The sequence below is a fragment of the Neoroseomonas alkaliterrae genome, assembly GCF_014199195.1.
Classification (GTDB): domain Bacteria; phylum Pseudomonadota; class Alphaproteobacteria; order Acetobacterales; family Acetobacteraceae; genus Neoroseomonas; species Neoroseomonas alkaliterrae.
On the sequence record NZ_JACIJE010000002.1, the window covers coordinates 143,188 to 168,034 of the forward strand.

General features: G+C 74.3%; 23 protein-coding genes. 11 read left to right on the top strand and 12 right to left on the bottom strand.

Annotation, left to right across the window (positions count from 1 at the left end; all coding sequences use genetic code 11):
• Positions 1-753, bottom strand: coding sequence for an SDR family NAD(P)-dependent oxidoreductase (locus FHS88_RS04065; RefSeq protein ID WP_184481583.1), 753 nt, complete (start codon positions 751-753; stop codon positions 1-3).
• A 9-nt stretch (positions 754-762) separates the two neighbouring features.
• Positions 763-1,986, bottom strand: a complete 1,224-nt coding sequence (locus tag FHS88_RS04070) for an ABC transporter substrate-binding protein (RefSeq protein ID WP_184481585.1) — start codon at positions 1,984-1,986, stop codon at positions 763-765.
• A 138-nt stretch (positions 1,987-2,124) separates the two neighbouring features.
• Between FHS88_RS04070 and FHS88_RS04075 the strand changes: the two genes are divergently transcribed.
• The 7 genes from FHS88_RS04075 to FHS88_RS04105 all read left to right on the top strand — a co-directional run bounded on the left by FHS88_RS04075 (position 2,125) and on the right by FHS88_RS04105 (position 7,939).
• Entirely contained in the window at positions 2,125-3,132 is a 1,008-nt protein-coding gene (locus tag FHS88_RS04075; protein ID WP_184481587.1) for an NAD(P)H-quinone oxidoreductase, read from the top strand.
• A 1-nt stretch (position 3,133) separates the two neighbouring features.
• Entirely contained in the window at positions 3,134-3,871 is a 738-nt protein-coding gene (locus FHS88_RS04080) for an SDR family oxidoreductase (RefSeq protein ID WP_184481589.1), read from the top strand.
• Between the two features lie 20 nt (positions 3,872-3,891).
• On the top strand, positions 3,892-4,632 hold the full coding sequence (locus tag FHS88_RS04085; protein WP_184481591.1) for an SDR family NAD(P)-dependent oxidoreductase: 741 nt from the start codon (positions 3,892-3,894) through the stop codon (positions 4,630-4,632).
• Between the two features lie 7 nt (positions 4,633-4,639).
• The gene (locus FHS88_RS04090; RefSeq protein ID WP_184481593.1) at positions 4,640-4,825 is read left to right on the top strand and encodes a hypothetical protein; all 186 of its coding nucleotides are present in this window, start codon (positions 4,640-4,642) and stop codon (positions 4,823-4,825) included.
• A gap of 19 nt (positions 4,826-4,844) precedes the next feature.
• Positions 4,845-6,182: a Gfo/Idh/MocA family oxidoreductase gene (locus FHS88_RS04095; RefSeq protein ID WP_184481595.1), complete on the top strand. Its 1,338-nt coding sequence runs from the start codon at positions 4,845-4,847 to the stop codon at positions 6,180-6,182.
• Positions 6,183-6,293: 111 nt separating this feature from the next.
• Entirely contained in the window at positions 6,294-7,181 is an 888-nt protein-coding gene (locus FHS88_RS04100) for a DMT family transporter (RefSeq protein ID WP_184481596.1), read from the top strand.
• On the top strand, positions 7,178-7,939 hold the full coding sequence (locus tag FHS88_RS04105) for an alpha/beta fold hydrolase (protein ID WP_184481599.1): 762 nt from the start codon (positions 7,178-7,180) through the stop codon (positions 7,937-7,939). The genes FHS88_RS04100 and FHS88_RS04105 overlap by 4 nt, the downstream gene beginning before the upstream one ends.
• A gap of 256 nt (positions 7,940-8,195) precedes the next feature.
• Here FHS88_RS04105 and FHS88_RS21180 read toward each other — a convergent pair whose 3' ends face one another.
• Together FHS88_RS21180 and FHS88_RS04115 are read right to left on the bottom strand one after the other, a co-directional pair.
• Positions 8,196-9,431: an O-antigen ligase family protein gene (locus tag FHS88_RS21180; RefSeq protein ID WP_184481601.1), complete on the bottom strand. Its 1,236-nt coding sequence runs from the start codon at positions 9,429-9,431 to the stop codon at positions 8,196-8,198.
• A gap of 89 nt (positions 9,432-9,520) precedes the next feature.
• Positions 9,521-10,924, bottom strand: coding sequence for an aspartate aminotransferase family protein (locus FHS88_RS04115; protein WP_184481603.1), 1,404 nt, complete (start codon positions 10,922-10,924; stop codon positions 9,521-9,523).
• A gap of 119 nt (positions 10,925-11,043) precedes the next feature.
• Here FHS88_RS04115 and FHS88_RS04120 point away from each other — a divergent pair, with 119 nt between their 5' ends.
• Both FHS88_RS04120 and FHS88_RS04125 read left to right on the top strand, forming a co-directional pair.
• On the top strand, positions 11,044-13,359 hold the full coding sequence (locus FHS88_RS04120) for a molybdopterin-dependent oxidoreductase (RefSeq protein WP_184481605.1): 2,316 nt from the start codon (positions 11,044-11,046) through the stop codon (positions 13,357-13,359).
• Positions 13,356-14,795, top strand: coding sequence for a PhoX family protein (locus tag FHS88_RS04125; protein WP_184481607.1), 1,440 nt, complete (start codon positions 13,356-13,358; stop codon positions 14,793-14,795). The genes FHS88_RS04120 and FHS88_RS04125 overlap by 4 nt, the downstream gene beginning before the upstream one ends.
• A gap of 378 nt (positions 14,796-15,173) precedes the next feature.
• Here FHS88_RS04125 and FHS88_RS04130 read toward each other — a convergent pair whose 3' ends face one another.
• The 8 genes from FHS88_RS04130 to FHS88_RS04165 all read right to left on the bottom strand — a co-directional run bounded on the left by FHS88_RS04130 (position 15,174) and on the right by FHS88_RS04165 (position 23,290).
• Positions 15,174-17,228 carry a PhoX family protein gene (locus tag FHS88_RS04130; protein ID WP_184481609.1) on the bottom strand — a complete coding sequence of 685 codons (2,055 nt, stop codon included), beginning with the start codon at positions 17,226-17,228 and terminating at the stop codon, positions 15,174-15,176.
• Between the two features lie 441 nt (positions 17,229-17,669).
• On the bottom strand, positions 17,670-18,005 hold the full coding sequence (locus tag FHS88_RS04135) for a hypothetical protein (RefSeq protein ID WP_184481611.1): 336 nt from the start codon (positions 18,003-18,005) through the stop codon (positions 17,670-17,672).
• A gap of 128 nt (positions 18,006-18,133) precedes the next feature.
• Complete coding sequence (locus FHS88_RS04140; RefSeq protein ID WP_184481613.1) at positions 18,134-18,520, bottom strand: hypothetical protein; 387 nt, start codon at positions 18,518-18,520, stop codon at positions 18,134-18,136.
• A 131-nt stretch (positions 18,521-18,651) separates the two neighbouring features.
• Positions 18,652-19,488 carry an ABC transporter permease gene (locus FHS88_RS04145; RefSeq protein ID WP_184481615.1) on the bottom strand — a complete coding sequence of 279 codons (837 nt, stop codon included), beginning with the start codon at positions 19,486-19,488 and terminating at the stop codon, positions 18,652-18,654.
• Positions 19,485-20,417, bottom strand: coding sequence for an ABC transporter permease (locus FHS88_RS04150; RefSeq protein WP_338146396.1), 933 nt, complete (start codon positions 20,415-20,417; stop codon positions 19,485-19,487). The genes FHS88_RS04145 and FHS88_RS04150 overlap by 4 nt, the downstream gene beginning before the upstream one ends.
• Positions 20,414-20,803 carry a VOC family protein gene (locus FHS88_RS04155; protein WP_184481617.1) on the bottom strand — a complete coding sequence of 130 codons (390 nt, stop codon included), beginning with the start codon at positions 20,801-20,803 and terminating at the stop codon, positions 20,414-20,416. Before FHS88_RS04155 ends, FHS88_RS04150 begins: the two co-directional genes overlap by 4 nt.
• Positions 20,803-22,560, bottom strand: coding sequence for a peptide ABC transporter substrate-binding protein (locus tag FHS88_RS04160; RefSeq protein ID WP_184481619.1), 1,758 nt, complete (start codon positions 22,558-22,560; stop codon positions 20,803-20,805). Before FHS88_RS04160 ends, FHS88_RS04155 begins: the two co-directional genes overlap by 1 nt.
• A gap of 7 nt (positions 22,561-22,567) precedes the next feature.
• Positions 22,568-23,290 carry an orotate phosphoribosyltransferase gene (locus tag FHS88_RS04165; RefSeq protein WP_184481621.1) on the bottom strand — a complete coding sequence of 241 codons (723 nt, stop codon included), beginning with the start codon at positions 23,288-23,290 and terminating at the stop codon, positions 22,568-22,570.
• 63 nt (positions 23,291-23,353) lie between these two features.
• Between FHS88_RS04165 and FHS88_RS04170 the strand changes: the two genes are divergently transcribed.
• Positions 23,354-24,298 carry a mitochondrial fission ELM1 family protein gene (locus FHS88_RS04170; RefSeq protein WP_184481623.1) on the top strand — a complete coding sequence of 315 codons (945 nt, stop codon included), beginning with the start codon at positions 23,354-23,356 and terminating at the stop codon, positions 24,296-24,298.
• A gap of 17 nt (positions 24,299-24,315) precedes the next feature.
• The gene (locus FHS88_RS04175) at positions 24,316-24,792 is read left to right on the top strand and encodes an STY0301 family protein (protein ID WP_184481625.1); all 477 of its coding nucleotides are present in this window, start codon (positions 24,316-24,318) and stop codon (positions 24,790-24,792) included.
• The last annotated feature ends 55 nt before the right edge of the window (positions 24,793-24,847 follow it).

Sequence of the window (24,847 nt, forward strand, 5' to 3'; positions counted from 1 at the left end):
TCAGGGCGCGCCATTGGCCGCCCAGCCGGCGTCCACCGGCAGGACGGCGCCGGTGATCGCGGATGCGGCGGGCGAGGCGAGGAAGCAGGCGAGCGCGGCGACTTCCCCGGGCTGCACGAGCCGCCGCAGCGGCGCGCGCGCGGTCAGCGCGGCGGCGTCGAGGCGGCCGCGCGCCACGAGGTCGCCGACCAGCGCCGTCTCGGTGTAGCCGGGCGCGAGCGCATTCACCCGCACCCCGCGCGGGCCCCATTCGCAGGCCAAGGACCGCGCGAGGTTCGCCACCGCCGCCTTGGTCGCGCAATAGGCCGCGCGCTCCGCCCCGCCGATGGTGCCGTAGAGCGAGGAGGTGAAGAGGATCAGCCCGGCGCCGTCGCGCAGCATGCGCCGCGCGGCCGCCTGCGCAGTCAGGAAGGCGCCGGTCAGGTTCACGTCCAGCGTGCGCCGCCAGTCCTCGACGGAAAGATCGAGCGTCGGCGTGTTCATCGCGAAGCCGGCATTGGCGAGCGCGACATCCACGCCGCCCCAGGCCTCGTCCATCGCGGCGAAGGCGGCCTCCACCTCCGCCGCCTCGGCGACCGAGCCGCGCAGGCACAGCCATCCCGCCGGCGCGTCGGGCACGGCGTCGCGGTCGAGGATGGCGACACGCGCGCCGCAGGCCGCGAAGGCATCGGCGACGGCGCGCCCGATGCCCCGCGCGCCGCCGGTCACGAGCAGCCGCGTGCCCGGCGGCGGGGAGGGCGGGATCAGGCTCATGCGCGCGCCTCAGCCCGTGCCCATGCGCGGGCGCAGCGGCGCGACCGCGGCGAGCGCGGGGAAGACGGCGGCGATGCGCCCGTCCTGCCATTGCGAGAGGACCGGCAGGGCGCGGATGTTCTGCCCCTTCTCGTCGAAGCGCGCGCCCCAGCCCGCCGCGGTGCCGCCATCGGGGATGTCGGTCGCGAGCACCGCGGCGTGCAGGCGCTCGCGATCCGTCCCGCCGGCGCGATGGATGGCGTCCAGCGCGACGATGGCGCCGGCATAGTTGACCAGCGAATGGCCCGAGCGCGGATCCGCGCCGTGGCGCCGCTTGTAGGCCTCCTGGAAGGCTTGCGCGCCGGGGGCGAAGCGGTCGCCGACGGCGAGCGGCGTCACCTCGACGCTCAGCACGCCCTCGAAGGCCGGCCCGATCGCGCGGGCGGTGTCCGCGAGCGCATAGGCCGCGCCGGCGCCGATGACGAGGCGCGGGCGCCAAGCTGCCTCCTCCATGGTGCGGAAGAAGGGGGCGATGTCGGAGCGGATGGCGGTGTGCAGCAGGATCTCGGCATTGGCCGCCCGCAGCCGCTGCAGGGCGGCGGCGAGGTCGGCCGGGCGCGTCGCGGCGGCGATGCGCTCGATGAGCTGCAGGCCGCGCGCGCGCAGCTCCGTCTCCTGCGCCTGCGCGATGGCCTGCCCGTCCATCGATTCCTCGTGCAGGATCGCGATGCGCAGCGCGCGGGCTTCCGCGCCGAGGGCGGGCGCGATGGCCTGCTCGATCGCCGTCGCGGTCACCATGCCGTAGCCGCTCGCGCGCGGGCCGGTGCGGAAGACGCTGCGGAAGCCGCGCTCGGTGACGGCATCGGCGACGGCGCCGAGTTCGAAATAGGGCACGGCCTGCAGCTCGGCCGCCTGCGTCGCCGCGACGGAGAGCGAGGAGGCCGCGGTGCCGAACACCACCGCCGCGCGCTCGGCCGTCATCAGCCGGCGCACCTCGGCGGTCGCCTGCGCCTGGTCGCTCGCGTCGCCGCGGATCAGGCGAAGCGGACGCCCGGCCGCGCCGCCGGCCGCGTTGCGTTCCTCCACCGCGAGTTCGAGGCCGCGGAAGCTCTCGTCGCCGAGCAGGGCGAGGCCGCCCGAGAAGGGGAACAGCGCGCCGAGCCGGATCTCCTGCGCCTGCGCGCGCGCCACCGCCGGCGCCATGACGGCGCCGGCGAGCCCCGCGAGCAGCGGGCGGCGGCGGATGGCGCGCATGCGGTGTCTCTCCCTCCCGGCGGTTCCGGCGGGCCGGGATGTTCCGCGCCCCGGGCCGCGCTGGCAAGCCCGTGCCAGCCTTGACGCGCGGCGCAAGCGGGAGGATTGCTCCGCCGCAGCATTCGGGAGGAGAACGCCATGACAGCCCTGCCGCGGGAGATGACCTATATCGCGCATGGCGCGGGCGGCGGCGCCGAGGTCCTGGTGCCCGCGCGCGGCCCGGTTCCCGTTCCGCAGGCGGATGAGGTGCTGATCCGCGTCATGGTCGCGGGCGTGAACCGGCCCGATGTGCAGCAGCGCAGCGGCTCCTATCCGCCGCCGCCGGGCGCGAGTCCGATCATCGGCCTTGAATGCGCGGGCGAGGTGGTCGCGACCGGCGCGGCCGTGTCGCGCTACCGCGTCGGCGACCGGGTCTGCGCGCTGACCAATGGCGGCGCCTATGCGGAATACTGCACGGCGCCCGAGGCGCAGGCGCTGCCCTGGCCGGCCGGCTACGATGCGACGCGCGCGGCCGCGCTGCCCGAGACCTACTTCACCGTCTGGGCCAACCTCTTCGGCCATGGGCGGATGCAGGCGGGCGAGACGGTGCTGATCCATGGCGGCACCTCGGGCATCGGCGTCACCGCCATTCAACTGGCGAAAGCCTTCGGCGCGCGCGTCTTCGCGACCGCTGGGACGGATGCGAAATGCGAGGCCTGCCGCCGCTTCGGCGCCGATGCCGCGATCAACTACCGCACCCAGGACTTCGCCGAGGAGGTGAAGCGCCTGACCAAGGGCAAGGGCGTTGACGTCATCCTCGACATGGTCGGCGGGTCCTATTTCCAGCGCAACCTGCGCAGCCTCGGCTGGGACGGCCGCCTCGTGCTGATCGCCTTCCTCGGCGGGCATGTCGCGGACGAGGCGGACCTCCGCCCGATCATGCTGCGCCGCCTCACCGTCACGGGCAGCACGATGCGCCCGCGCAGCACGGCGCAGAAGGGCGCGATCGCCGCCGCGCTCGAGGAGAAGGTCTGGCCGCTGCTCGCGCGCGGGGAGTGCGGGCCGGAGATCTACCGCACCTTCCCCCTCGCCGAGGCCGCGGCGGCGCACCGTCTGATGGAAAGCAGCGAGCACATCGGCAAGATCATGCTGAAGGTCGCCGACTGAGATGGCGGCGGCGACCCATGCCGGGCGCGTCGCCGTCGTCACCGGCGCGGGGCGGGGCATCGGCGCGGCCATCGCCGCCGAACTCGCCGCGCGCGGCGCCAGGGTCGCGGCGCTGGAGGCCGACCCGGCGCTTGCCGCCGCGGCCGGCGCCATCCTCTGCGACGTCGCCGACCGCGCCGCCGTGGACGCCGCCTGCGCGCGCGTGGAGGCGGAACTCGGCCCGGTGGACATCCTGGTCAACAACGCCGGCATCAGCCCCAAGCATGACGGCAAGGCCGCGCCGGTGCAGGAGATGGACCCGGCCGAATGGGACCGCGTGCTGGCGGTGAACCTGACCGGCGCGTGGAACCTGATCCGCCGCCTCAGCCCCGGCATGGTGGCGCGCAGGCGGGGCTGGATCGTCAACCAGTCCTCCATCGCCGGGAAGGCCTACACGCCGATCGTGGCCTGCCACTACGCGGCGACCAAGGCGGCGCTGATCGGGCTGACGCGCCACCTCGCGGGCGAACTCGGCCCGCACGGCATTACGGTCAATGCCGTCGCGCCGGGCCGCATCGCCACGCCGATGGTCGCCGCGGCGGGCGGGGCGACGAATGCGGCCGTGGTCGCCGAGACGCCGCTGCGCCGCCTCGGCACGCCGGAGGAGGTGGCGCGCGCCGTCTGCTTCCTGACGGGCCCGGATGCGGCTTTCGTGACCGGCCAGACGCTCGATGTCGCCGGCGGCTGGATGATGACCTGACGGGAAGGAGGGGGGCGGGCATGTTCGACCTGAAGGACAAGGTGGCGCTGATCACCGGCGCGAATGGCGGGATCCCGCGCGCCACGGCGGCGCTGTTCCACCGGCTCGGCGCGCATCTGGTGCTGACCGACCTCGATCGCGCCGCGCTCGACGCCTTCGCCGCGGGCCTGCCCGCGGGCGGGCCGCGGGTGCTGACCGCGCGCGCCGACGTGACCGACCGCGCCGAGGTGGACGCCGCCGTCGCGCTGGCCGCGCGGGAGTTCGGCGGGCTCGACATCCTCGTCACCGGGGCGGGCCTTTATGTCGAGCGCGAGGTGCCGGCGATGACGGACGAGGAGTGGCGCCAGACTCTGGCCATCAACCTCGATGGCGTCTTCTACGCCTGCCGCGCCGCCATGCCGCTGCTGCGCGAGGGCGGGGCCATCGTCAACATCGCCTCCATGGCGGGGCATCGCGGCTCGATCCGGCATGCGCATTACGCGGCGTGCAAGGGCGCGGTGCTGTCCTTCACGCGCTCCCTCGTGCACGAACTCAGCCCGCGCGGCATCCGCGCCAACTGCGTCTCGCCCGGCGTGATCGCGACGCCGATGACCGAGACGATCATGCGCGAGAACGGGGCCGCCCTGCTCGCAGCCACGCCGATGAAGCGCTTCGGCACGCCGGAGGAGGTCGCCTCGGTGATCGCCTTCCTCGCCTCGGATGCCGCCTCCTACGTCACGGGCGAGACCGTCCAGATCAATGGCGGCGTCTACATGGGCTGAAGGGCGGATGTTCATCGCCCTGCTGATCGCGGCGGCGCTGCTGGCGGTGCTGGTGACGCGGCTGCCGCATGGCGGCGGGCGCGCCTTCGCCGCCGGCGGCGCCGTGATCGCGCTGGCCGGTGCGGCGCTGGTGCTGCTCCGGCGGGGCCATCTGCCCGGGCATCGCCAGCGGCCCTGGCGCAGCCCGTCCTGACCCTCTCCGCGGAGTTGCCGTGAACCTGCATCGCCTTCTTCTCGCCCGCGCCGCCGAGGGCCGACCGATCCGCATCGCGCAGATCGGCGCCGGCAAGTTCGGCTCGATGTTCCTCCACCAGGCCCGCATCACGGCGGGGATGCATGTGGCGGGCATCGCCGATCTCTCGATCCCGCGCGCCCGCGCCGCGCTGGCGCGCATCCACTGGCCCGAGGGATCCTTCGATGCCGCCAGCCTCGACGACGCCATCGCCTCCGGCGCCACGCATCTGACGCAGGATGCGATGGCGCTGATCGCCGACCCGCGCATCGAGGTGGTGGTGGAGTGCACCGGCCACCCCGAGGCCGGGCTGCGCCATGCCCGCGCCGCCATCGCGCACGGCAAGCATGTGGTGATGGTCAATGTCGAGGCCGACGTGCTCGCCGGCCCGCTGCTCGCACGCGAGGCGGCGCGCGCGGGCGTCGTCTATTCCATGGCCTATGGCGACCAGCCCGCGCTGGTCTGTGAACTCGTGGACACGCTGCGCGCCGGCGGCTTCACCGTGATCGCGGCCGGCAAGGGCACGAAGTACCTGCCGCATTTCCACGCCAGCACCCCGGCCACGGTCTGGGGCCATTACGGCCTGAGCGAGGCCCAGGCGCAGGCGGGGGGCATGAACCCGCAGATGTTCAACTCCTTCCTCGACGGCACCAAGTCGGGCATCGAGATGGCGGCCATCGCCAACGCCACCGGCCTCGCCCCGCCCGAGGACGGCCTCGCCTTCCCGCCTGCCGGCACCTCGGAACTGCCGAGCGTGCTGCGCCCGCACAACGAGGGCGGCATCCTGCCGCGCAAGGGGATGGTGGAGGTCGTCTCCTCCGTCCGGCGCGACGGGGCCGAGATCCCGGACAATCTCCGCTGGGGCGTCTATGCGGTGTTCGAGGGCGAGACGGAGTATGCCCGCCGCTGCTTCACCGAATACGGCGTCGCGACCGATCCCTCCGGCCGCTACGCCGCGCTGTGGCGGCCCTACCACTTCATCGGGCTGGAGCTTGGCGTCTCGGTCGCCTCCGCCGCGCTGCGGCGCGAACCGACGGGCTGCGGCACCGAGTGGCGCGGCGACGTGGTCGCGGTGGCCAAGCGCCCGCTCAAGGCCGGCGAGGTGCTGGACGGCGAGGGCGGCGCCTGCGCCTGGGGCAAGTGCATTCCCGCCGCGCGGTCGCGCGCCCTCGATGCGCTGCCCATCGGGCTCGCCCACGGCATCCGGCTGAAGCGGGACGTGCCCGAGGGCGCCATCCTGACCACGGCCGATGCCGCGCCCGATCCGGCCGGCGATGCTGCGCGCATCCGGGCCGAGATGGTCGCGCTCTGCGCCTAGCCGCGGGCGGCGCGGGGCGGCTTTGCAAGAGCCGGCGCTTGGGGGGAAGATGCCGCCGAGAGCCGCGTCGCCACACGGTTCCTAGCATCATCGGGATCCGCGCCCCACGCCATGCGATCGGCCTTCCACCTCCTCGTCGTCGCCATCCTTCTGTTCGGCGGGGCCTGGCCGGTGACCAAGGCCGCGCTCGAGCACGCAACGCCCATGTGGTTCGCGGTGGGGCGCGCGGGGCTCGCGGCCATCGTCTCGGCGCTGCTCCTCGCCGCGCTGGGGCGGCTCCATCCACCGAGGCGCGGGGACATGCCCTCCGTCCTCGCGCTCGGCCTGCTGCAGCTCGGCGCCTTCTTCGTGCTCGCCCATGCGGCGGTGGCGATGGTCCATGCCGGGCGCACGGCCATCATCTCGGCGGTCGTGACCTATTGGCTGATCCCGCTCTCGGTGCTGGTGCTGGGCGAGAAGGTTCCCGCCCATCGCTGGGTCGCGGCCGCGCTCGGTCTTGCCGGCGTCGCCGCGCTCGCCGGCCCCTGGGCGGTGGACTGGTCGGACCGGACGGAACTGCTCGGCCACCTGATGCTGGTGGCCGCCGCGCTGTTCTGGACGCTCGCCATCGTCGCCACGCGCAAATGGCCGCCGCCGACGCCGGTGTTCGAGCTCCTGCCCTGGTGCTTCGGCCTCGCGACGCTGCTGATCCTGCCCTTCGCGCTGGCGCTGGAACCGCAGGGCGGCATCGGCGGCCCGTCCTGGCCCTACATGCTCTACATCGGCCTGATCGTGGCCCCGATCGGCACCTGGTGCGTCATCGAGGTCGGCCGGCGCCTGCCCGGCGCGGTTGCCTCCGTCGCCTTCCTCCTGGTGCCGGCCTTCGGCGTGCTGGTCAGCACGCTGTGGCTGGGCGAGCCGGTGGGCTGGGACATGGCGCTGGGCGGCGGGCTGATCGTCGCCTCGGTGGTGCTGGCCTCGCGCGAGGCGCGCCCGGCAGCGGCGGATGCGCGCGCATGAGGCTCACCGTCACCGAGGCGGGGCAGGGGCCGCCGCTGATCCTGCTGCACGGGCTGTTCGGCGCGGGGCAGAACTGGGGCGCGATCCGCAAGGCGCTCGCCCCGCGCTTCCGCGTGCTCACGCCCGACCTGCGGAACCACGGCGCCTCCCCGCGCGCGGCGGGGATGGCCTACGACGCCATGGCGCAGGATGTCGCGGATACGCTGGATGCGGCGGGCATCGCGCGCGCCGCGGTGCTCGGCCACTCGATGGGCGGGAAGGTGGCCATGGCCTTCGCCCTGGCCCATCCCGGGCGCGTCGAGCGCCTCGTCGTCGCGGATATCGCGCCCGTGCGCTACCCGCCCGCGCTGCGCGGGTATGTCGCGGCGATGCAGGCGATCCCGCTGCATCCGGGCCTGACGCGGCGGGAGGCCGATGCGGCGCTCGCCGCGACCATCCCCGAGGCTGGCATCCGCGCCTTCCTGCTGCAGAGCCTGCGCTTCGAGACCGACCCGCCGTCCTGGCGCCTCGCCCTGCGCGAGATCGCCGCCGCCATGCCGGAGATCGAGGATGCGCCGCCGGCCGGCGGGCGCCGCTACGACGGCCCCGTGCTGGTGCTGGGCGGCGAGCGGTCGCGCTACATCCTGCCCGAGCACCACGCGCTGTTCCGCGCGCTGTTCCCGCGCGCCCGCTTCGCCACCGTCGCGGGCGCGGGCCACTGGGTGCATGCCGAGAACCCGCAGGGCTTCCTCGCGGCGCTGGAGGGCTTCCTGGGCTGATACCCTGCGACCAAAAGGATCGACCTTTGTCCGCTGGGTTTCAGGGCTTGGTCCCGCGCGCGGCCGCCCCCCTGCCCCGCGCGCCATGCCAGGGGGCGAAAGGTCAAAGCTTTCGCCCCCTGGCTATGGGTCGGTCGGTCCGGCAGGCGGCGGGGGAACGGTCGGGTCCTGCGTGCGCGGCCTGATCGGGCGGGGCTGGCGGGATGGTCGTGCGCGGCTGCGGGCGCCGTGACGCCGGCCGCTCCGGCGCCGCGCCTCAGGCCCGCGGCGGAGCGGCGGAGCCTGGAGCGCCGCAGCGCAGGGACCCCGCGCAGGCCGCTGCCGCCAGCAGCCCCGCCGCGATCCACCACGCCTGCCACGCGCCGAAGGAGAGCATCGCCGTCACCGCCCCCGAGGCCAACGCGCCCGTCGCGGCGGCCGGGCAGGGCGCGCGTGCGGCCGCGACGCCGAGCAGCCAGGCCAGCGCGGCCGCCAGGGCCGCGCCGACCGCGCCGAGTTCCAGCCATACCTGCAGCGCCGCATTGTGCGGATGCAGCGGCAGGATCTGCACATGCGGCTCGGCGAACCAGGCCCGGCGCGCGGGGTCCGTCACGCGCATCCGGTCCAGCACCTCGGCGGGCGGGTTGCCGCGGCCGCCCGGGATTGCGCGGCTCGCCTCCATGCCCCAGCCCAGCACCGGCCGCTCGGCGATGCGCGCGGCGGTGAAGTCCCAGATCAGCATGCGGTGCAGCGCCGAGATCGGCAGGCGCTCGACCGGCAGGGCCGGAACGGCCGCCACCAGCAGCGGCATGAGCAGGACAAGCGCCGCCAGCCCGCCGCCGATCGCCCGCGGCACGAGCCGCGGCGCGCGCAGCGCCGCGAGCGCCGCGGCCACGCCGAGCACCGCCGCGATCTTCGCCGTATCCCCCGGCAGGGCGACGATCACCGCGGCTCCGCCGCCCAGCAGCAGCGCGCGCGGCAGCAGCGGCCAGGGCAGCGCGACGGCGAGGGGCAGAAGCAGCGCCATCACCGAGGCCGCCGGCTTCAGCCCGAAGGCGAGGGTCGGCGGCACCTCCGCGAGGCCGCGCACGGCGGCGCGGACGGCATTGCCGCTCAGCGCGTCGAGTGCGGCCGCGCCAAGCCCGATCACGAGGCCGATGGCGAGAGCGCGTGCCAACCCGCGCCGCGCCGCCTCGTCGCTCGCTTCCAGGGCACGCCCCGCGCCGCCGGCGAGCAGGGCCATGCCGGCGAGGGACAGGCCGGTGGACAGCGCGCGGCCCGGCTCCGCCGCCCAGGCCGCGCTCGCCGCGCCCCAGAGGCCGAGCGCCACCGCCAGCCATGCCGCCATGGCGCGCGGCCAGGGCGGCACGCGCGCGAGGCGCCATTGCGCGACCACGCAGAGCGCCAGCGCCACCAGCCCGATCGGCGCCATGGCCTTGGACTGCAGCACCACGGCGAGCGGCGCGACCAGCAGCGCCACCGCGACCGGCAGGGCAGGGGAGGTGAGGGTCACGCGGGCCTCGCTTGCCTGCCGGGGCCGCGGACAGGGCGGACGCCGCGCCCCGCCGCTCAGCCGTGGCTTCGGCGCATCGCGCGGCGGTGTCAGACCGCCGCGATGCTCTCTCGCCGCAGCTCGACCGCCAGGGCATCGAGCGCGCGGCCGACGCGGTCGAGCATCTCGTTCACCTCGTCCTTGGTGATGATGAGCGGGGGCGAGAAGCCCATGCTGTCGTTCACCATGGCGCGCAGGATCACGCCCTGTTCCTCGCCATGCTTGACGAGGCGCGGTCCCGCCTTGCGCGCCGGGTCGAAGGGCTTGCGCGCCGCCTTGTCGGCGGAGAGCTCGATGGCGCCGATCAGCCCGACGCCGCGCACCTCGCCCACGATCGGGTGGTCGGCGAAGCGGCGGCGGAGTTCCGCCTGCATGTGCGCGCCCACCTCCGCCGCATGGGCGACGATGTTCGTCTCGTCGTAGATCTTCAGCGTCTCGATGGCGACGGCCGCCGAGACCGGGTGGCCCGAATAGGTGAAGCCGTGGCCCCAGGTGCCCACCGTGCTGCTGCCCTCGGCGATGCCCTGGAACACCTGCTCGTTCACCATCACCGCCGAGATCGGCAGGTAGGAGGAGGAGAGCGCCTTGGCGCAGACCAGGATGTCCGGCCGGATGTTGAAGGTCTGGCTGCCCCAGTAGCTGCCGGTGCGCCCGAAGCCGCAGATCACCTCGTCGGCCACGAAGAGCATGTCGTACTTCTTCAGCACGGCCTGCACCTTCTCGAAATAGGTGCGCGGCGGGACGATGACGCCGCCCGCACCCATCACCGGCTCGGCCCAGAAGGCGGCGCATTCCTCCGCCCCGCCTTCCTCGATGATGCGCGCCTCCAGCTCCTCGGCCAGCCGCGTCGCGAAATCCTCCTCCGACTCGCCGGGCTTCGCCTCGTGGTAGTGGTGCGGCGTGCGCACATGCACGAAGCGGCCATTGGCGATCGGCGCGTCGAACAGCTTGTGGTTGGCCGGCAGGCCGGTGAGCGAGGCGGCGGCGAGGGTGATGCCGTGATAGGCCTTGATGCGGCTGAACACCTTCTTCTTCTTCGGCCGCCCGAGCGCGTTGTTCATGTACCAGATCATCTTCAGCGCGGAATCGTTCGCTTCCGACCCCGAATTGCCGAAGAAGACCTTGGACATCGGCGCGGGCGCGCGCTCGATCAGCATCTCCGCGAGGTCGATCATCGGCTCGTGCGACTTCGCGGTGAAGGCATGGTAGAAGGGCAGCTTGCGCATCTGGTCGGTCGCGGCCTTGACCAGACGCTCGTTGTCGAAGCCGAGGCTCGCGCACCACAGCCCGGCCAGCGCCTCGATGTATTCCTTGCCCTGCTCGTCGTAGATCCGCACGCCCTTGCCGCGGGTGATGACCAGCGGGCCGTTCTTCAGATGCGCCTTCGCATCCGTGTAGGGGTGCAGGACATTGGCGATGTCCCGGGCGGCGTTGGAATTGCGCGGCGGTGTCATGTCGTTGGCCTTCCTCGGCGGGCGATGGGGGCAGTCTAGGGCCGGATGCCGCCCCGCCCAAGGGGCGCGGTTGCCCCGCCGCCCCGCCCGCGCCACCTTTGCCGCAGAAGGAGCGCGCCATGACCGAGATCAAGCCGCACGCCGCCCATTGGGGCAGTTTCGACGCCGTGGTGAAGGATGGCCGCCTCGTCGGCGTGCGGCCCTTCGCGCGCGACCCCTTCCCCGGCTCGCTGATCGAGGCCATGCCCGACATCGTCCACGCCGCCTGCCGCGTGGACCGGCCCTACGTGCGCAAGGGCTGGCTCGAGGGGCGCCGGCGCGGCCACCTGCGGGGCGGGGATGCCTTCGTGCCGGTCTCCTGGGACCGCGCCGTGCGGCTGGTGGCGGAGGAAACCCGCCGCGTGCGCGCCGAGCACGGGCCGGCCAGCATCTTCGGCGGCTCCTATGGCTGGTCCTCGGCCGGGCGCTTCCATCATGCGCGCAGCCAGTTGCAGCGCTTCCTCGGCCTCGGCGGCGGCTACACCGGGCAGATCAACGCCTATTCCTACGCGGCGGCGCAGGCGCTGCTGCCGCATGTGCTCGGCACCAACGAGGTGCTGCTCGGCCGCGTGACCGACTGGGCGGCGATCATCCGTCACGCGAAGGTGATGCTGTGCCTCGGCGGGCTGCCGCTGCGCAACGGCCTCGTCTGCTCGGGTGGGGCGGGCGAGCACGCGAACGAGATCCACCTCCGCCGCGCCGCCGAGGCCGGGCTGCGCTTCGTCCAGGTCTCGCCCAACCGCGCCGACGTGCCGGATTGGTGCGGCGCGGAATGGATCCCGATCCGCCCGGGCACCGACACCGCGCTGCTGCTCGCGATGGCGCATGTGATCGTGACCGAAGGCCGCGAGGACCGCGCCTTCCTCGCCAGCCACTGCGTCGGCTGGGACCGCCTGCGCGCCTACGTCCTCGGGCAGGGCGACGGCACGCCCAAGTCGCCCGAATGGGCCGCGCCCATCACCACCATCCCCGCCGCGCGCATCCGCGCGCTGGCGCTGGAACTCGCCGCCGTACCCGCGATGCTCACCGCCACCTGGTCGCTGCAGCGCGCCGATTTCGGCGAGCAGCCCTACTGGATGCTCGCCGCGCTCGCCGCGATCCTCGGCCTGATCGGCAAGCCGGGCCAGGGCGTCGCCTATGGCTACGGCAGCGTGAACGGCATGGGCAATCCGCGGCAGGAGGTGCCCTCCTTCTCGATGCCCGCCACGCGCAACCCCACGGGCGCCTTCATCCCGGTCGCGCGCATCACCGACATGCTCGAGAACCCGGGCGGCGCCTACCACTTCAACGGGCGCGAATGCCGCTACCCGGACACGCGCATCATCTGGTGGGCGGGGGGCAACCCCTTCCATCACCACCAGGATCTCAACCGCCTGCTGCGCGCCTGGGCCAATGCCGAGACGATCATCGCGCAGGAGCAGCACTGGAACGCGCTCGCCCGCCACGCCGACATCGTGCTGCCGGCGACCACCACGCTCGAGCGCAACGACATCGCCTCGTCGGGCCGCGACCGCTTCCTGCGCGCCATGCACAAGGCGATCGAGCCCGTCGGTCAGGCACGCAACGACCACGACATGCTCGCCGACATCGCCGAGGAGCTCGGCTTCCGCGACCGCTTCACCGAGCAGCGCAACGAGGAGGCCTGGCTGCGCCACCTCTTCGAGCAGTGGCGGCGGCATTGCGCCGAGCGTGGCTTCGAGACGCCGGATTTCGACAGTTTCTGGGAAGCCGGCTTCTGGGAAGCCCCGCCGCCCGCGCGCGGGCAGGAATACACCCAGTTCTCCGAGTTCCGCGCCGACCCCGAGGCGAACCCGCTCGACACCGCCACCGGCAAGGTCGAGCTGTTCAGCGAGACGGTCGCATCCTTCGGCTATGACGATGCGCCTGGCCACCCGGTCTGGATCGAGCCGCGCGAATGGCTCGGCGCGCGGCAGGCGGAACGCTTCCCGCTGCACCTGCTCTCCTTCCAGCCGGCGACGCGACTGCATGGCCAGCTCGACCCGGGGCGCGTCGCCGCGACCGACAAGATCGCCGGGCGCGAGCCGATCACGCTGAACCCCGAGGATGCCGCCGCGCGCGGGCTGAAGCCGGGCGACATCGTGCGCGTCTTCAACGAGCGCGGCGCCTGCCTGGGCGGCCTGCGCACCGATCCCGGGCTGATGCGCGGCGTCGCCATGATGGCGACCGGCGCCTGGTTCGACCCGCTGGAGCCCGGCGTGCCGGGCAGCCTCTGCGTGCACGGCAACCCGAACGTGCTGACGCCGGATGTCGGCACCTCGCGGCTCGGGCAGGGGCCGTCCGCGCAATCCTGCCTCGTGGAGGTGGAGAAATGGACCGAGGCGCTGCCGCCCGTCCGCGCCCATCTGCCGCCGCGCATCGAGGAAGCCCCGGCATGATCGCGCGCCGCGCCCTGCTGGCCGCGGTCCCGGCGCTGCTCGCCGCGCCGGGCCTGCGGGCGCAGACCGTGGCGATGCGCCTCGACGACCAGGTCGCGCCCGGCTGGCGGCGCGGCGTGCTGATCCGCTGGGGGGACCGCGTCACCTTCGACGCCCCGCCCTTCGATCCCGCGCGCCCGAGCGCCGCCGCCGCCGCCGCGCAGTTCGGCTGGGATGCGCGCATCCTGGCGGCGATCCCCACCCCGGCGCCGGACGGCGTGCCGCGCGCCCTGCTCGCGGTCGGCCATCCGCGGGTGGAGGCGCGGCTCGCCTTCCCGGGTGGGCGGGACATGCCCGAGGTCGCCGGCGCGATGCAGGGCGCGAGCCTGCTCAACATCGAGAAGCGCGGCGGCGCCTGGCTGGTGGTGGATGGCGGCTACCAGAACCGGCGCCTCACTGCGGCGACGCTGTGCCGCCTCGGCTCCGATGGCGGACCGGCGACCGGCATCCTGGGCGTCACCGGCGGCTGCGCCACGCCCTGGGGCAGCCTGCTGCTGGCCGAGGGCGCGGCGGCCGCCTGGCGCGCCCGCCTGCCGGGCATCGAGCCCGGAACCGCCGGGCTGGTGGCGGAGCTCGACCCGTCCGACCCCGTCTCGGTGCCGGTGAAACGCCCGGCGCTCGGGCGCTTCGGCGCGGTGGACGCTGCCGCCGCCCTCGCCGCCGACGGGCGCGCCGTGGTGTGGCTGAGCGATGGCCGGCCGGGCGGGCATCTCTACCGCTTCGTCTCGGACGAGGCGGCCGGGGCGCGCGCGCTCGACGCGGGGCGGATGTGGGCGGCGCGGATCGAGGCCGGCTCCCTGCGCTGGCTGCCGCTGCCCGAGGGCGACCCGCTCGCCGCCGCGCGCGATGCCGGCGCGTCCCGCCTCGACGAGCCGAGCGGCCTCGCCTTCGAGCCGCGGCAGGGCAGGCTCTGCGTCGCGCTGCGCGGCGGCGCCGGACAGGTGCTGGAGATCCGCGCCGCGGCGGGCGACGCGGCGGCGGAAACCGGTGTCGCGGAGGTGCTGGTCCAGGGGCGCGAGGCGGTGGCGCCGCCGAGCCGCGACGGCGCCGTGCCCGCGCTGCCCGCCTGGCCCTGGGCGCCGGCGGCGCTGTCCTTCGATGGGGACGGCGCCCTGCTGCTCGCCACCGATCGCGGCCAGCGGCCGGGCCCCCTACCCGAGATGCTGTTCCGCGTGCCGGTCGAGGGCGCAGATCGCGGGCGGCCGGCCTTCGTCCTGGCGGCACCGGTCGGCGCCGCGATGGGCGGCGCGGCGCTGGTGCCGGACGGGGCGCTGCTCGCCGCCGTCGCGCATCCCGGCAATACGCCCGGCGCGACATGGGAGGCGCCGGCGACGCGCTGGCCGACCTTGCGGCCCGAGGAACCGCCGCGCAGCACGGTCGTCACGCTGGCGCGGTAGCGCGGCCTTCGCGTCGGGCGGAGTTGCGCGCCGGTGTGACGGGGCTTGCTGGGCCGCAAGGCCCGCAGCCGGGCGGACAGACGTTCGAGTCCTGCCCGCCGGTTGTCGGGCTATGCGGTCGCGCGCGGCCCCGGACTTGGGCTGCAAGCGGTTCCCGCGAGCGCGGGGCCGTAAACATGGCGCGCTGGCACGAGGCGCCGCAGCGAGGCCGCACGAACGGGACGTGGGCGTCGTCCACCGCCGCCGCCCCGCGCGCGCGGCCGCCTTCCTGCCTGCCGCGTGGCGCTGAGCCCACCTGCCGGTTCCCCGCGCGGCGCTGCTCTGCCGCGCCCGGAGCCCGGCCGGCCGCGGCTTGAACCGCGCCGGCCGGCCGCCCGTTCAGGTGCCGATCACCCCGCCATCGGCCTTGGTGATGACCAGCGTGGCCGAGAGCGGCACGCCCTCCCCGCCATGCGGCCAGCGGCTGTTGATCCGCCCGGCCGCGAAATCCGCCGCCGGCGTCGTCGCACCGGGGTGCTGGACGTTCACGAACATCGTGCGGCGGTCGGGCGTGGTGATCACGCCGGTGATCTCTTGCCCGATCGGGCCGGTGAGGAAACGGCGGATCTCGCCGGTCACGGGATTCGCCGCCAGCATGGCATTGTTGCCGAAGGGCGCGAGGTTGCCGCGGAGCTGCTCGCGCTCGCCGATGTCGGTCTGGATCCAGAGGCGGCCATCGGCATCGAACCACAGCCCGTCGGGGCAGGCGAAGAGGCTGTCCGCGCCGAGCGGCGCGCCGCTCGCGGTGCGGCTGTTGCCTTCGGGGCCGGCGATGACGAACAGGTCCCAGGTGAAGCGCGTCGCCGCGTGTTCGTCGTTCTGCTCGCGCCAGCGGATGATCTGGCCGAACTCGTTGCGTGCGCGCGGGTTCGCCGCGTCCACCTGGCCGTCCTGGCGGCGGGCGTTGTTGGTCAGGGTGAAGTAGACGCGGCCGTCGCGCGGATCCACCGCACCCCATTCCGGGCGGTCCATCTTGGTTGCACCCAGCGCATCGGCGGCGAGGCGCGTGTTCACCAGCACCTCGCCCTGGTCCGCGAAGCCGTTGGCCGCCGTCAGCGGGCCCTGGCCATGCACGAGCGGCAGCCACTCGCCGCTGCCATCGGCGTTGAACTTCGCGACATAGAGGATGCCCTCGTCCAGCAGCGAGCCGTTCGCGGTGGCGCGGTGGAAGGGGCGGGCGGAGACGAACTTGTAGATGTATTCGAAGGTGCTGTCGTCGCCGGAATAGGCGACGACGGGGCGGCCCTCGCGCGCCGGGGCGAAGATGACGCCCTCATGCGCGAAGCGGCCGAGCGCGGTGCGCTTCACCGGCACGCTGGCGGGGTTGAAGGGGTCGATCTCGACCATCCAGCCGAAGGCGTTGACCTCGTTGCGGTAGTCCTCGGTGGCGGAGGCGCCGGTGCGCGAGACGTTGAAGCGGATGAACTCGTCCCCGCCGCCCGCCACCTGGTCCCAGTTGTAGCGGGCCTGGCCGGTCGGCACGCCGTAGCGCGCATGCTCGCGCGGCAGGTCGGGCTTCTGGTCCTGCTGGTCGGTGTTGCGGAAATAGCCGGCCCAGTTCTCCTCGGCAGCGAGGTAGGTGTTCCACGGGGTCACGCCATGCGCGCAGTTGTTGAGCGTGCCGCGCACGCGCGTCCCGTCCGGGCTGTACTTCGTGCGGACGAGGGGATGCCCGCGCACGGGGCCCGCGATCTCCATCGGCGTCGCGCCATGGATGCGGCGGTTGCGCGGGTCGGGCACGACCGCCCACTGCCCGTCAGCCTGGCGGGCGATGCGCACGATCGAGACGCCATGGGCGAAGATCTCCTTGCGCACCTCCTCGGCATCACGGCCGCCTTCCGGCACGGGCAGGCGGCCGTCGCCGACGGAGAGGCCGGCGGCGCGGGCATGCATGAAGCGGGGCGCGATGTATTCGTGATTCAGCACGAGCAGGCCGTCAGTGCTGCTGCCCTGGTCCGGCTCGCGCCCCTCGATCGGAAAGAAGTGCATCCCGTCGTGATGCGCGCCGATGGCCTGTTCCTGCTCGGCGGCAGTCATCTCGAGCACGGATCTGGTCGCCGGCCGGCCGTTCAGGGGCGTGCCGTGGGGGATGATGACCTGCACGCGGTAGCCCTCGGGCACGACCACCGTGTCCTGGGCGCTGACCGGGACCGCGCGGAAGCCGATCACCGGGCCGCCGGGCGTCGCCGCCGCCGCCGCACCCTGCGCGGCAGCGGGGCGCGCACCGGCGCCGATGAAGCCGGCGATGGCCGCGCCGAGGCCGCCCATCAGCATGCCGCGGCGGCCGAGCCGCGCCTGGGCGATCTCGGCGAAGGTCGGGTTGGGGGATTTGTTCGACGGGATCTCGTCGCCCGCCTCGAGGTCGTAGGGCAGGTGGCTCAGATCATCCGGCATCGCGGCATCTCCCTGGCATGGGGCTTGGGGTACCGGGTGATAGCCGTCCTGCGCGACAGGGTGGCGACGGCGATGTTGCGATTGGATGACGCGATGGGGGCAGGCCGATCCGCGCCGGCGCGCCGGGAACGGCCGTGTGCCGGGCGGGAGCGAAGGGCGTTCGCGACGGTCGCCCCGCGCGTCAGGCAGGGCGCGGCGGGCGGCCCGCGCCGATCGCCTCACCCCGCTTGCCGGGCGCTGTCTGTCGCGTCTGCCGGCCGATGCCGGGCAGGCGCCACGTCATCCACCCGGCGATGCGGCTGCCGCCGCCCATGCCTGGCGGAGACAGGCATCCACCGCGACCCTTTGGGCATCAGCCCCGGGTTCCGCGCCTCGCCGCCGCAACGGCCCTGCGCGCGATGCACGGAGGCGAAGGGCCGGCCCCTTCGCCTCCCGGCCTCCTCACTGGGTGGTGGCGGGCGCGGCCGGCGCCACGCCGCGCGCCGCGCGGCGCGACCCGTTGGCAGAGGCGTGCTGGCCGCCGCGGCGCTGGCGGTTCGCCGTGGCTTCGCCGCGGTTGCGCCGCTGCGTCGTGGCCTCGCCGCGGCTGCGGCGCTGCTGCCGGGCCTCGGTCCGCCGGGTGCGGCGGGTGGAAGAGGCGCGCGGCGCCTCGGCCGAGGCGGCGGTGGCCTCGGTGCCGGCGGTGGCGGCGCGGGCGCGGCTGCGGGCCGCGTCGGCGGGGCTGAGCGCGCCGAGGGCCAGCATCAGCCCTGCGGCAATCAGGAAGGCGCGGAACATGGGTGTCGGATCCTTGCGACCGTGACAGACGGGGGTTTCGGCAGGGTCGGGGGCCCGCAGCCTCCTGCCATCCATACACCTCATCTCCTGTCACAACGCTAAAGCCGAAGTGACTGATTCTCCATGTTTCAGCGCAGGGCGAGGCGCGCCCTTCGCACCGCCTTCAGCGCCTTGCCGGGGTGGTTCTCGCCGAGTTCGGTCATGGCCGTCCTGAGATGCGCGGCGAGCCATTCGACATGCCGCGGCGGCGTCACGCCGCGCACCGCATCGAGGCCGACGCGCGTGCCGGCGAGGCCGAGCGCCGTGACCGCGGCCTGCTGGCGCCCTTCGAGCAGGTCGCGCTCGACCTCGGCGAGCAGGTGGTCGATCACCGCATGGGGGCCGGAGAGGTCCTCCGGCAGCGGCGTCTGCGGGTCGCTCAGCGCGGCGTTCTCATGCACCGGCGCCTCGGCGGCCGGCAGGCTGAAGCGCGAGAGCAGTTCCATCATGGACTGGGTGAGCGGCGAATTGGGCATGGTCGTCCGGCGTCCCTTCTGCGGTGTCCGGGCCCGAGGCTCCGGCTGGCAGGCCAGACTTGCCGCATGGCGGCCGGCGCGCCTTGATCCGGAGCAAGCCGTCTGCGGCAAGTGCCCGTGACGTCAGGCGATCATACACCGCCGCGCCGGCGCCGGATGCCGTCCGCGACCAAGGTGCAGGCGGCCACCGTCGCCATGATGGCAAGCCCCGGCCAGACCGCCGCCCAGGGCGCGCTGAACACCAGCTCCTGCGCATTGGCCAGCATGTTCCCCCAGGAGGGCGCGGGCGGGCTGATCCCGAGGCCGAGGAAGGAGAGGGTGGATTCGGCCAGGATCGCCCCGGCGACGGCGAGCGCCGTGGCGACGGCGACCGGCGGCAGCAGCGCGGGCAGGACGTGGCGGAGCAGGATGCGCGGCTCGCTCGCCCCGAGGGCGCGCGCGGCCCGCACATGGTCGCGCGAGAGCGTGGCGAGGGCTGCCGCGCGCGCCAGCCGCGCCACGCCCACCCAGCCGAACAGGGCGAGGATGACGACGATGCGCAGCACGTCGCCCGCCGCCTCGCCGCGCGCCGGCAGGCCGATGCGCGAGGGGTCGGCGGCGGCGAGCAGCACCAGCAGCGGCAGGGCGGGCAGGGCGAGCATGAAGTCGGCGAAGCGCATCACCAGCGCATCCGCCACGCCGCCGCGCCAGGCGGCGAGCAGCCCGGCCAGGGTGCCGATCGCGGCCGCCGCCAGCGCCGCGGCGAGCCCCACCGCGAGCGAGACCCGCGCGCCGTAGAGCAGGCGCGTCAGGATGTCCCGCCCGAGATCGTCGGTGCCGAGCGGATGCGCGGCCGAAGGCGGCGCGAAGCGCGCGAGCAGGTCCGGCGCGAAGGGATCATGGCCGAGCCAGGCCGCGACGAGCGGCGCCGCGGCGGCGGCGAGCGCGAGCAGCCCGAGCAGCCCGAGCCCGAGGGAAAGGCGCGTCATCGCTCGCGCAGCCGCGGGTCGAGCGCGCGCTGCGCGAGATCCGCCCCGAGCGTGGCCAGCATGGTGACCAGCGCGACCAGCAGCAGCGCAATGAGCGCGAGGTTGGTGTCGTTGCCCATCACCGCGTCGTAGAGCAGCTTGCCCATGCCGGGCCGCGCGAAGACCGTCTCGGTCACCAGCGCGCCGCCCGCCAGCGCGCCGGCATCGAGGGCGGCGATCTGCAGCACCGGCAGCGCGGCATTGGGGAGGGCGTGGCGGAGCAGGACGGCGCGTTCGGAGGCGCCGCGCGCCCGCGCGGTGCGGATCCAGGGCTCGGTCAGCGTCGCTTCCAGGCTGGCCACCGAATGGCGCGCATAGGCGGCGAGATGCGCGATGGCCAGCGTCGCCACCGGCAGCACGAGGTAGCGCAGGCCGGGGCCGTGCTCCGCCGCGCCGCCCGCGGGCAGCCATCCGAGCGTGACGGCGAAGGCGATGATCAGCAGGATGCCGAGCCAGAAGGTCGGCATGGCCTGGCCCATCACCGCGACCGCATCCACCGCCGGTGCGGCGCGCGGCCGCGCGGCCGCGAGGGCGCCGAGCGCGACGCCGAGCGTCAGCGCGATCAGCAGCGCCGTGCCGGCGAGCGCCAGGGTGGAGAGCAGTGCCGGGCCGAGCAAGGCGGCCACCGGCTGCGCGAAGAGGCGCGAATAGCCGAACTCCCCGCGCAGCAGCCCGCCGGCCCAGGCGAGGTAGCGGTCATGGAAGGGGCGATCGAGGCCATGCAGCGCGCGCAGCCGCGCGGCGTCCTCCGCGGTCAGGCGCGGGTCGCCCGCGATGGCGACCTCGATCGGGTCGCCGGGCATCAGGGCGATCAGGGCGAAGGCGCAGAAGGAGAGGACCGCGAGGGTGAGCGCGATCTGCAGCAGCCGTGTGGCGAGGATGCGGGTCACGGCGCGCGGTGGGAGACGGCCTCGACCCGGTTGCCGTCCGGGTCGATCAGGAAGGCGGCGTAGTAGTGCGGGTGGTAGTGCGGGCGCGGCCCCGGCGCGCCGTCATCCGCGCCGCCCTGCGCGATGCCCGCGGCATGGAAGGCATCCACCGCCGCGCGGTCCGGGGCGCGGAAACACCAGTGGCGGCGGTCGGCGGCGATGGCCGCGCCGGTCGCCCGGATGGTCAGGTAGGTGTGGCTGTCGTCGTCGGCCGTGTTGCGCGTGCCGTAGCCGATGGCGTCGGCCTCGCGCCACACGCAGGGCACGCGCAGCGCCGCCATCACCGCGTCGTAGAACCGTGCCGCGCGCGGCAGGTCGCTCACGGTGATGGAGACATGGTCGAGCATCAGCGCACCCCCCATTCCTCCGCCCAGAGCGGCGAGGCGTTGAGATGCCCGGTCGGCCGCACGCCATCGAGCCATTGCGGCCAGACATGCGCGTCGGCGCGGAACCACAGCGGGATCGCCGGCAGGTCCTCGGCGTAGATCGCCTGCAGGCGGCGCCACATCTCGCGCCGCCGCGTGGGGTCGAGTTCCTCGGGGATGGCCTGCGTCAGCGCGTCCATCTCCGCGTTGCGGTAGCCGCCGTAGTTCTGGCCGGACCAGTTGCGCTCCTCGCGCGGGATCTCGTCGGAATGCAGCGCGGAGCGCGGCACGGATTCGGGTGCGCTGATCCAGGCGAACAAGGCAAGGCCCTGGAAGCGGCGGCGCGAGAGCGTCTCGGCGAAGAGCACGCGCGGCGGCTCGTTGCGAATGCGCGCCTCGATGCCCGCCTGCCGCCACATCCCCTGCAGCACCTGCTGCACCGCCTCGCGCGAGCGGTTGCCGGCGGTGGTCATGAATTCGAGCGAAAGCCTCTCGCCCGCCGCGTTGCGGCGGATGCCGTCCGGGCCCGGCGTCCAGCCGGCCTCCTGCAGCAGCGCCCGGGCGCGGGCGAGGTCGAAGGGCCATTGCCGCACATCCGGATCGTGCATCGGGTCGAGCGGGTTGACGGAGCTATGCGCCACCGGCTGCCGCCCGCCGAAGAGCCGCTCGGTGATCTGCGCGCGGTCGGTGGCCATCAGCAGCGCCTGACGCACGCGGCGGTCGCCGAGCGCGGGGTGGTCGTGGCGCAGGTCCATGTGCTCGTAGATCAGGCCCGCCTGGTAGGTGAAGCGGAAGCGGCTGCCGGTGCGGCGTTCCAGCGCGATGGCCTGCTCGATCGGCAGGCCGAGCTCGCCCGCGATCATGTCCACCTGCCCCGCGAGCAGCTGCGCCTCCAGCGCCGGCGTGTTCTCGACGGTGCGGATCACGATGCGGCGGAAATGCGGGGTGGCGCCGGCCCAGGCGGGGTTGCGCTCCAGCGTGACGGAGGCGCCCGGCTGCACCGCGGTGATGCGGAAGGGGCCGTTCCACAGCGCGGGGTTGGTGGTCTCGGTGTCGTAGGCGGTGCGCGTGCGGTAGGTGCGCGGATCGGCCTGCCAGCGCGCGCGCTCGACATGCGCGGGCAGGGGCTGGAAGTCGCCGGCCGAAGCGTATTCGAAGGTCACGCGGTCGAAGCGCAGCGTGACGGTGCGCGGGTCCATGACGATGAGTTCGTAGGCGCTGCGATAGTATTCCGCCGGGCCGAAGCCGGTGGCGGGATCGCGCCCGGCTTCCCAGGCGAAGCGCAGATCCTCGGCCGAGACCGGCGTGCCGTCGCCCCAGCGCAGCCCCTCGCGCAGCCGATAGGTGACGCGGATGCCGGGCCTGCCGTCGGGCGTCGTCTCCCGCACCGCGAGGCCGTTCTCGAGCGAGGGCAGGCTCTCGCAGGCGAGGCAGGCGAGGCGCCAGTCGGCGCCATAGGCGGTGAGAGGGCGGCGCGCGAAGCCCAGCACGTAGGACTTCGCGGCCATGTTCTCGATGTTGGGGTGGAAGGTGGAGGGATACTGGGTGATGCCGATGGTCAGCGTGTCGCGCGGCTGGGCGGTGGCGGGCGTGGCCAGGGCCAGCAGGAGCGCGCCCGCGGCGACGGCGCAGCGGCCCCATGCCGCGCGCCGGGCCGTGGCTGCGAAGCCCGGTCGTGCCGCGGCCATCAGCGCCGCGAGTGTCGCCGCGAGGCGCGCGCGCCGCCGGCCGGGGCGCATGCGCGCCTCACTCCGCCGCGTCCTTCGGGCTCGCCTCCTCCGCGCTGCCCACGCCGCCATGCGCGCGCGACCAGGACACCGGATCCTCGAGGAACTTGCGCACCTCCTTCAGCGCCGTCTCGCTGAAATAGGGCCGCTCGCGGCAGACCTCGAGCACATCCCACCAGGTGCAGAGGTGATGCAGGTTCAGCCCCATCTCCTTCAACTTCTCGAAGGAGCCGGGGAAGACGCCGTAATAGAACACCACGAAGGTGTGGTCGCAGATCGCGCCGGCCTCGCGCAGCGCATTGGCGAAGCGGATCTTCGAGCCGCCATCGGTGGTCAGGTCCTCGACCAGCAGGGTGCGCTGGCCGACCGGCACCTCGCCCTCGATCAGCGCGTTGCGCCCGAAGCCCTTGGGCTTCTTCCGCACATAGGCCATCGGCGCCATCATCCGGTCGGCGATCCAGGCGCCGAAGGGGATGCCGGCCGTCTCGCCGCCCACCACGATGTCGATGGATTCGTAGCCGACATGGCGGCCGATCTTCTCGACGCCGAGTTCCATGATGCGGTTGCGCGCGCGCGGGAAGGAGATGATCCTGCGGCAGTCGATATAGACGGGGCTCTTCCAGCCGCTCGTGAAGGTGTAGGGCTCCTCGGGGCGGAAGTTGACGGCCTTGATCTCGAGCAGGATGCGCGCGGTGGTCAGGGCGGCGTCGCGATCCCATTCGGAGGCGTGCAGCGCGGTCATGGCGGTTCGTCCTGGTGCTGGTCCGGTTCCCCTCTCTGGTAGTCGGGCGAAGGGGCGGCGTCCATGACGGAGGCGGGGGCGGAGCGCATCTGGGTTCTGGCCGACCCGCGGGCGGGCACGGCGGCGCAGGCGCTCGGCATCGCCGAACGGCTCGGGCGCCCCTTCCGGACGGTGCCGCTCGCCTGGGGCCTCGCCGCGCGGCTGCCGCTGCGCTGGGCGAGCCTTGCCGGCCTCGACGCAACGGCCCGGCCCGCCTTTCGCGAGCCCTGGCCCGACATCGCCATCTCGGCGGGGCGGCGGAGCGCGCCGGTGGCGCTCTGGCTGGCCGGCAAGGGCGTCCGCACGGTGCACTGCATGCGCCCGGGCTTCGGCGAATCGCGCTTCGACCTGCTGGTGGTCGGCCGGCACGATTCACCGCCTTCGGGGCCGAACATCCTGCCCATCCTCGGCGCCACGCATCGCATGTCGCCCGCCCGGCTCGCCGCGGCGCGGGAGGAATGGGGCTTCTTCGCGGAGTTCCCCGGCCCGCGCGTGGCGCTGCTGCTCGGTGGCCCGCCGCGCGCCGAGGGCCTCGCACCCGAGGTGGCGGCCGCCATCGCCCGGCAGGTCGCCGGTTTCGCGGGCAGCGTGCTCGCCACCGGCTCGCGGCGCACCGGGCGGGCGGCGGAATCGGCGGTGGGCGAGGTCCTGGACGAACTGCCCCACCACCTGCATCGCTGGGTCGAGGGCGGCCGCAACCCCTATGCCGGCATGCTCGCCTGGGCGGATGCGGTGGTGGTGACGGGCGATTCGGTCTCCATGCTCTCCGAGGCCCTGGCCACGGCGGCGCCGGTCTTCATCGCCGACCCCGGCGGGCTCGGCGAGCGGCACCGGCGCCTGCACCAGTCCATCCTGGCCGCGGGCCAGGCCCGACTGCTGGCCGAGGCGCCGACGCCCTTCGCGCGGGAGCCGCTCGACGAGACCGGCCGCGTCGCCTTCGAGATCGCCGAACGTTTCCTCGCCACCTGACGAAGGAAGGCGCCGCCATGCGCGCCGTGCTGATCCTGCCGCTCCTCGCGGCCTTCGCCGCACCGGCCCTCGCGCAGGCGCTGCAGCAGCGCCGCCCAGCCGGCCCGCCGCCCGTCCCGCTGATCGCCTGCCCGCCGAGCGTCGAGGTCGAGCCCGCCGAGCGGCCGCGTGCCCCCCTGGGCTGGGAGGTCCGCCCGGAGCGCCAGCGCCACTGGCTGCGCGGCGCCGACCTGTTCGAGGGCGACCCGGCCGACCGCGTGCAGCTCAGGCCCGAGACCGGCGGCCAGCCGCGCCGCACCTGGTGGGAGCTGGGCGGGAGCGCCCAGCCCTATCGCCTCGTCTGCCGCTACGAGGGGCTGGCGGCGGGGCTGGTTGCGCCCGTCCCGGCGGCGGCCAGGCTGTGCGAGATCCAAAGCGTCCGCGAGGACAGCCGCGGCATGCGCCACGGCCGCGTGGTGCACGGGCCGGAGCAGGTCGCCGTCACCTGCCGCTGAGGGCGCGCGCCGCGCTCAGGCCAGCGGGCGCAAGGCTTGCCCCTTCATCCGCCGG

Coding starts and splice junctions, on each gene's coding strand:
- FHS88_RS04065 (WP_184481583.1), bottom strand. CDS start 753: ATGAGCCTGATCCCGCCCTCCCCGCCGCCGGGCACGCGGCTGCTCGTG.
- FHS88_RS04070 (WP_184481585.1), bottom strand. CDS start 1,986: ATGCGCGCCATCCGCCGCCGCCCGCTGCTCGCGGGGCTCGCCGGCGCC.
- FHS88_RS04075 (WP_184481587.1), top strand. CDS start 2,125: ATGACAGCCCTGCCGCGGGAGATGACCTATATCGCGCATGGCGCGGGC.
- FHS88_RS04080 (WP_184481589.1), top strand. CDS start 3,134: ATGGCGGCGGCGACCCATGCCGGGCGCGTCGCCGTCGTCACCGGCGCG.
- FHS88_RS04085 (WP_184481591.1), top strand. CDS start 3,892: ATGTTCGACCTGAAGGACAAGGTGGCGCTGATCACCGGCGCGAATGGC.
- FHS88_RS04090 (WP_184481593.1), top strand. CDS start 4,640: ATGTTCATCGCCCTGCTGATCGCGGCGGCGCTGCTGGCGGTGCTGGTG.
- FHS88_RS04100 (WP_184481596.1), top strand. CDS start 6,294: ATGCGATCGGCCTTCCACCTCCTCGTCGTCGCCATCCTTCTGTTCGGC.
- FHS88_RS04105 (WP_184481599.1), top strand. CDS start 7,178: ATGAGGCTCACCGTCACCGAGGCGGGGCAGGGGCCGCCGCTGATCCTG.
- FHS88_RS04115 (WP_184481603.1), bottom strand. CDS start 10,924: ATGACACCGCCGCGCAATTCCAACGCCGCCCGGGACATCGCCAATGTC.
- FHS88_RS04120 (WP_184481605.1), top strand. CDS start 11,044: ATGACCGAGATCAAGCCGCACGCCGCCCATTGGGGCAGTTTCGACGCC.
- FHS88_RS04125 (WP_184481607.1), top strand. CDS start 13,356: ATGATCGCGCGCCGCGCCCTGCTGGCCGCGGTCCCGGCGCTGCTCGCC.
- FHS88_RS04130 (WP_184481609.1), bottom strand. CDS start 17,228: ATGCCGGATGATCTGAGCCACCTGCCCTACGACCTCGAGGCGGGCGAC.
- FHS88_RS04135 (WP_184481611.1), bottom strand. CDS start 18,005: ATGTTCCGCGCCTTCCTGATTGCCGCAGGGCTGATGCTGGCCCTCGGC.
- FHS88_RS04140 (WP_184481613.1), bottom strand. CDS start 18,520: ATGCCCAATTCGCCGCTCACCCAGTCCATGATGGAACTGCTCTCGCGC.
- FHS88_RS04145 (WP_184481615.1), bottom strand. CDS start 19,488: ATGACGCGCCTTTCCCTCGGGCTCGGGCTGCTCGGGCTGCTCGCGCTC.
- FHS88_RS04155 (WP_184481617.1), bottom strand. CDS start 20,803: ATGCTCGACCATGTCTCCATCACCGTGAGCGACCTGCCGCGCGCGGCA.
- FHS88_RS04160 (WP_184481619.1), bottom strand. CDS start 22,560: ATGCGCCCCGGCCGGCGGCGCGCGCGCCTCGCGGCGACACTCGCGGCG.
- FHS88_RS04165 (WP_184481621.1), bottom strand. CDS start 23,290: ATGACCGCGCTGCACGCCTCCGAATGGGATCGCGACGCCGCCCTGACC.
- FHS88_RS04170 (WP_184481623.1), top strand. CDS start 23,354: ATGACGGAGGCGGGGGCGGAGCGCATCTGGGTTCTGGCCGACCCGCGG.
- FHS88_RS04175 (WP_184481625.1), top strand. CDS start 24,316: ATGCGCGCCGTGCTGATCCTGCCGCTCCTCGCGGCCTTCGCCGCACCG.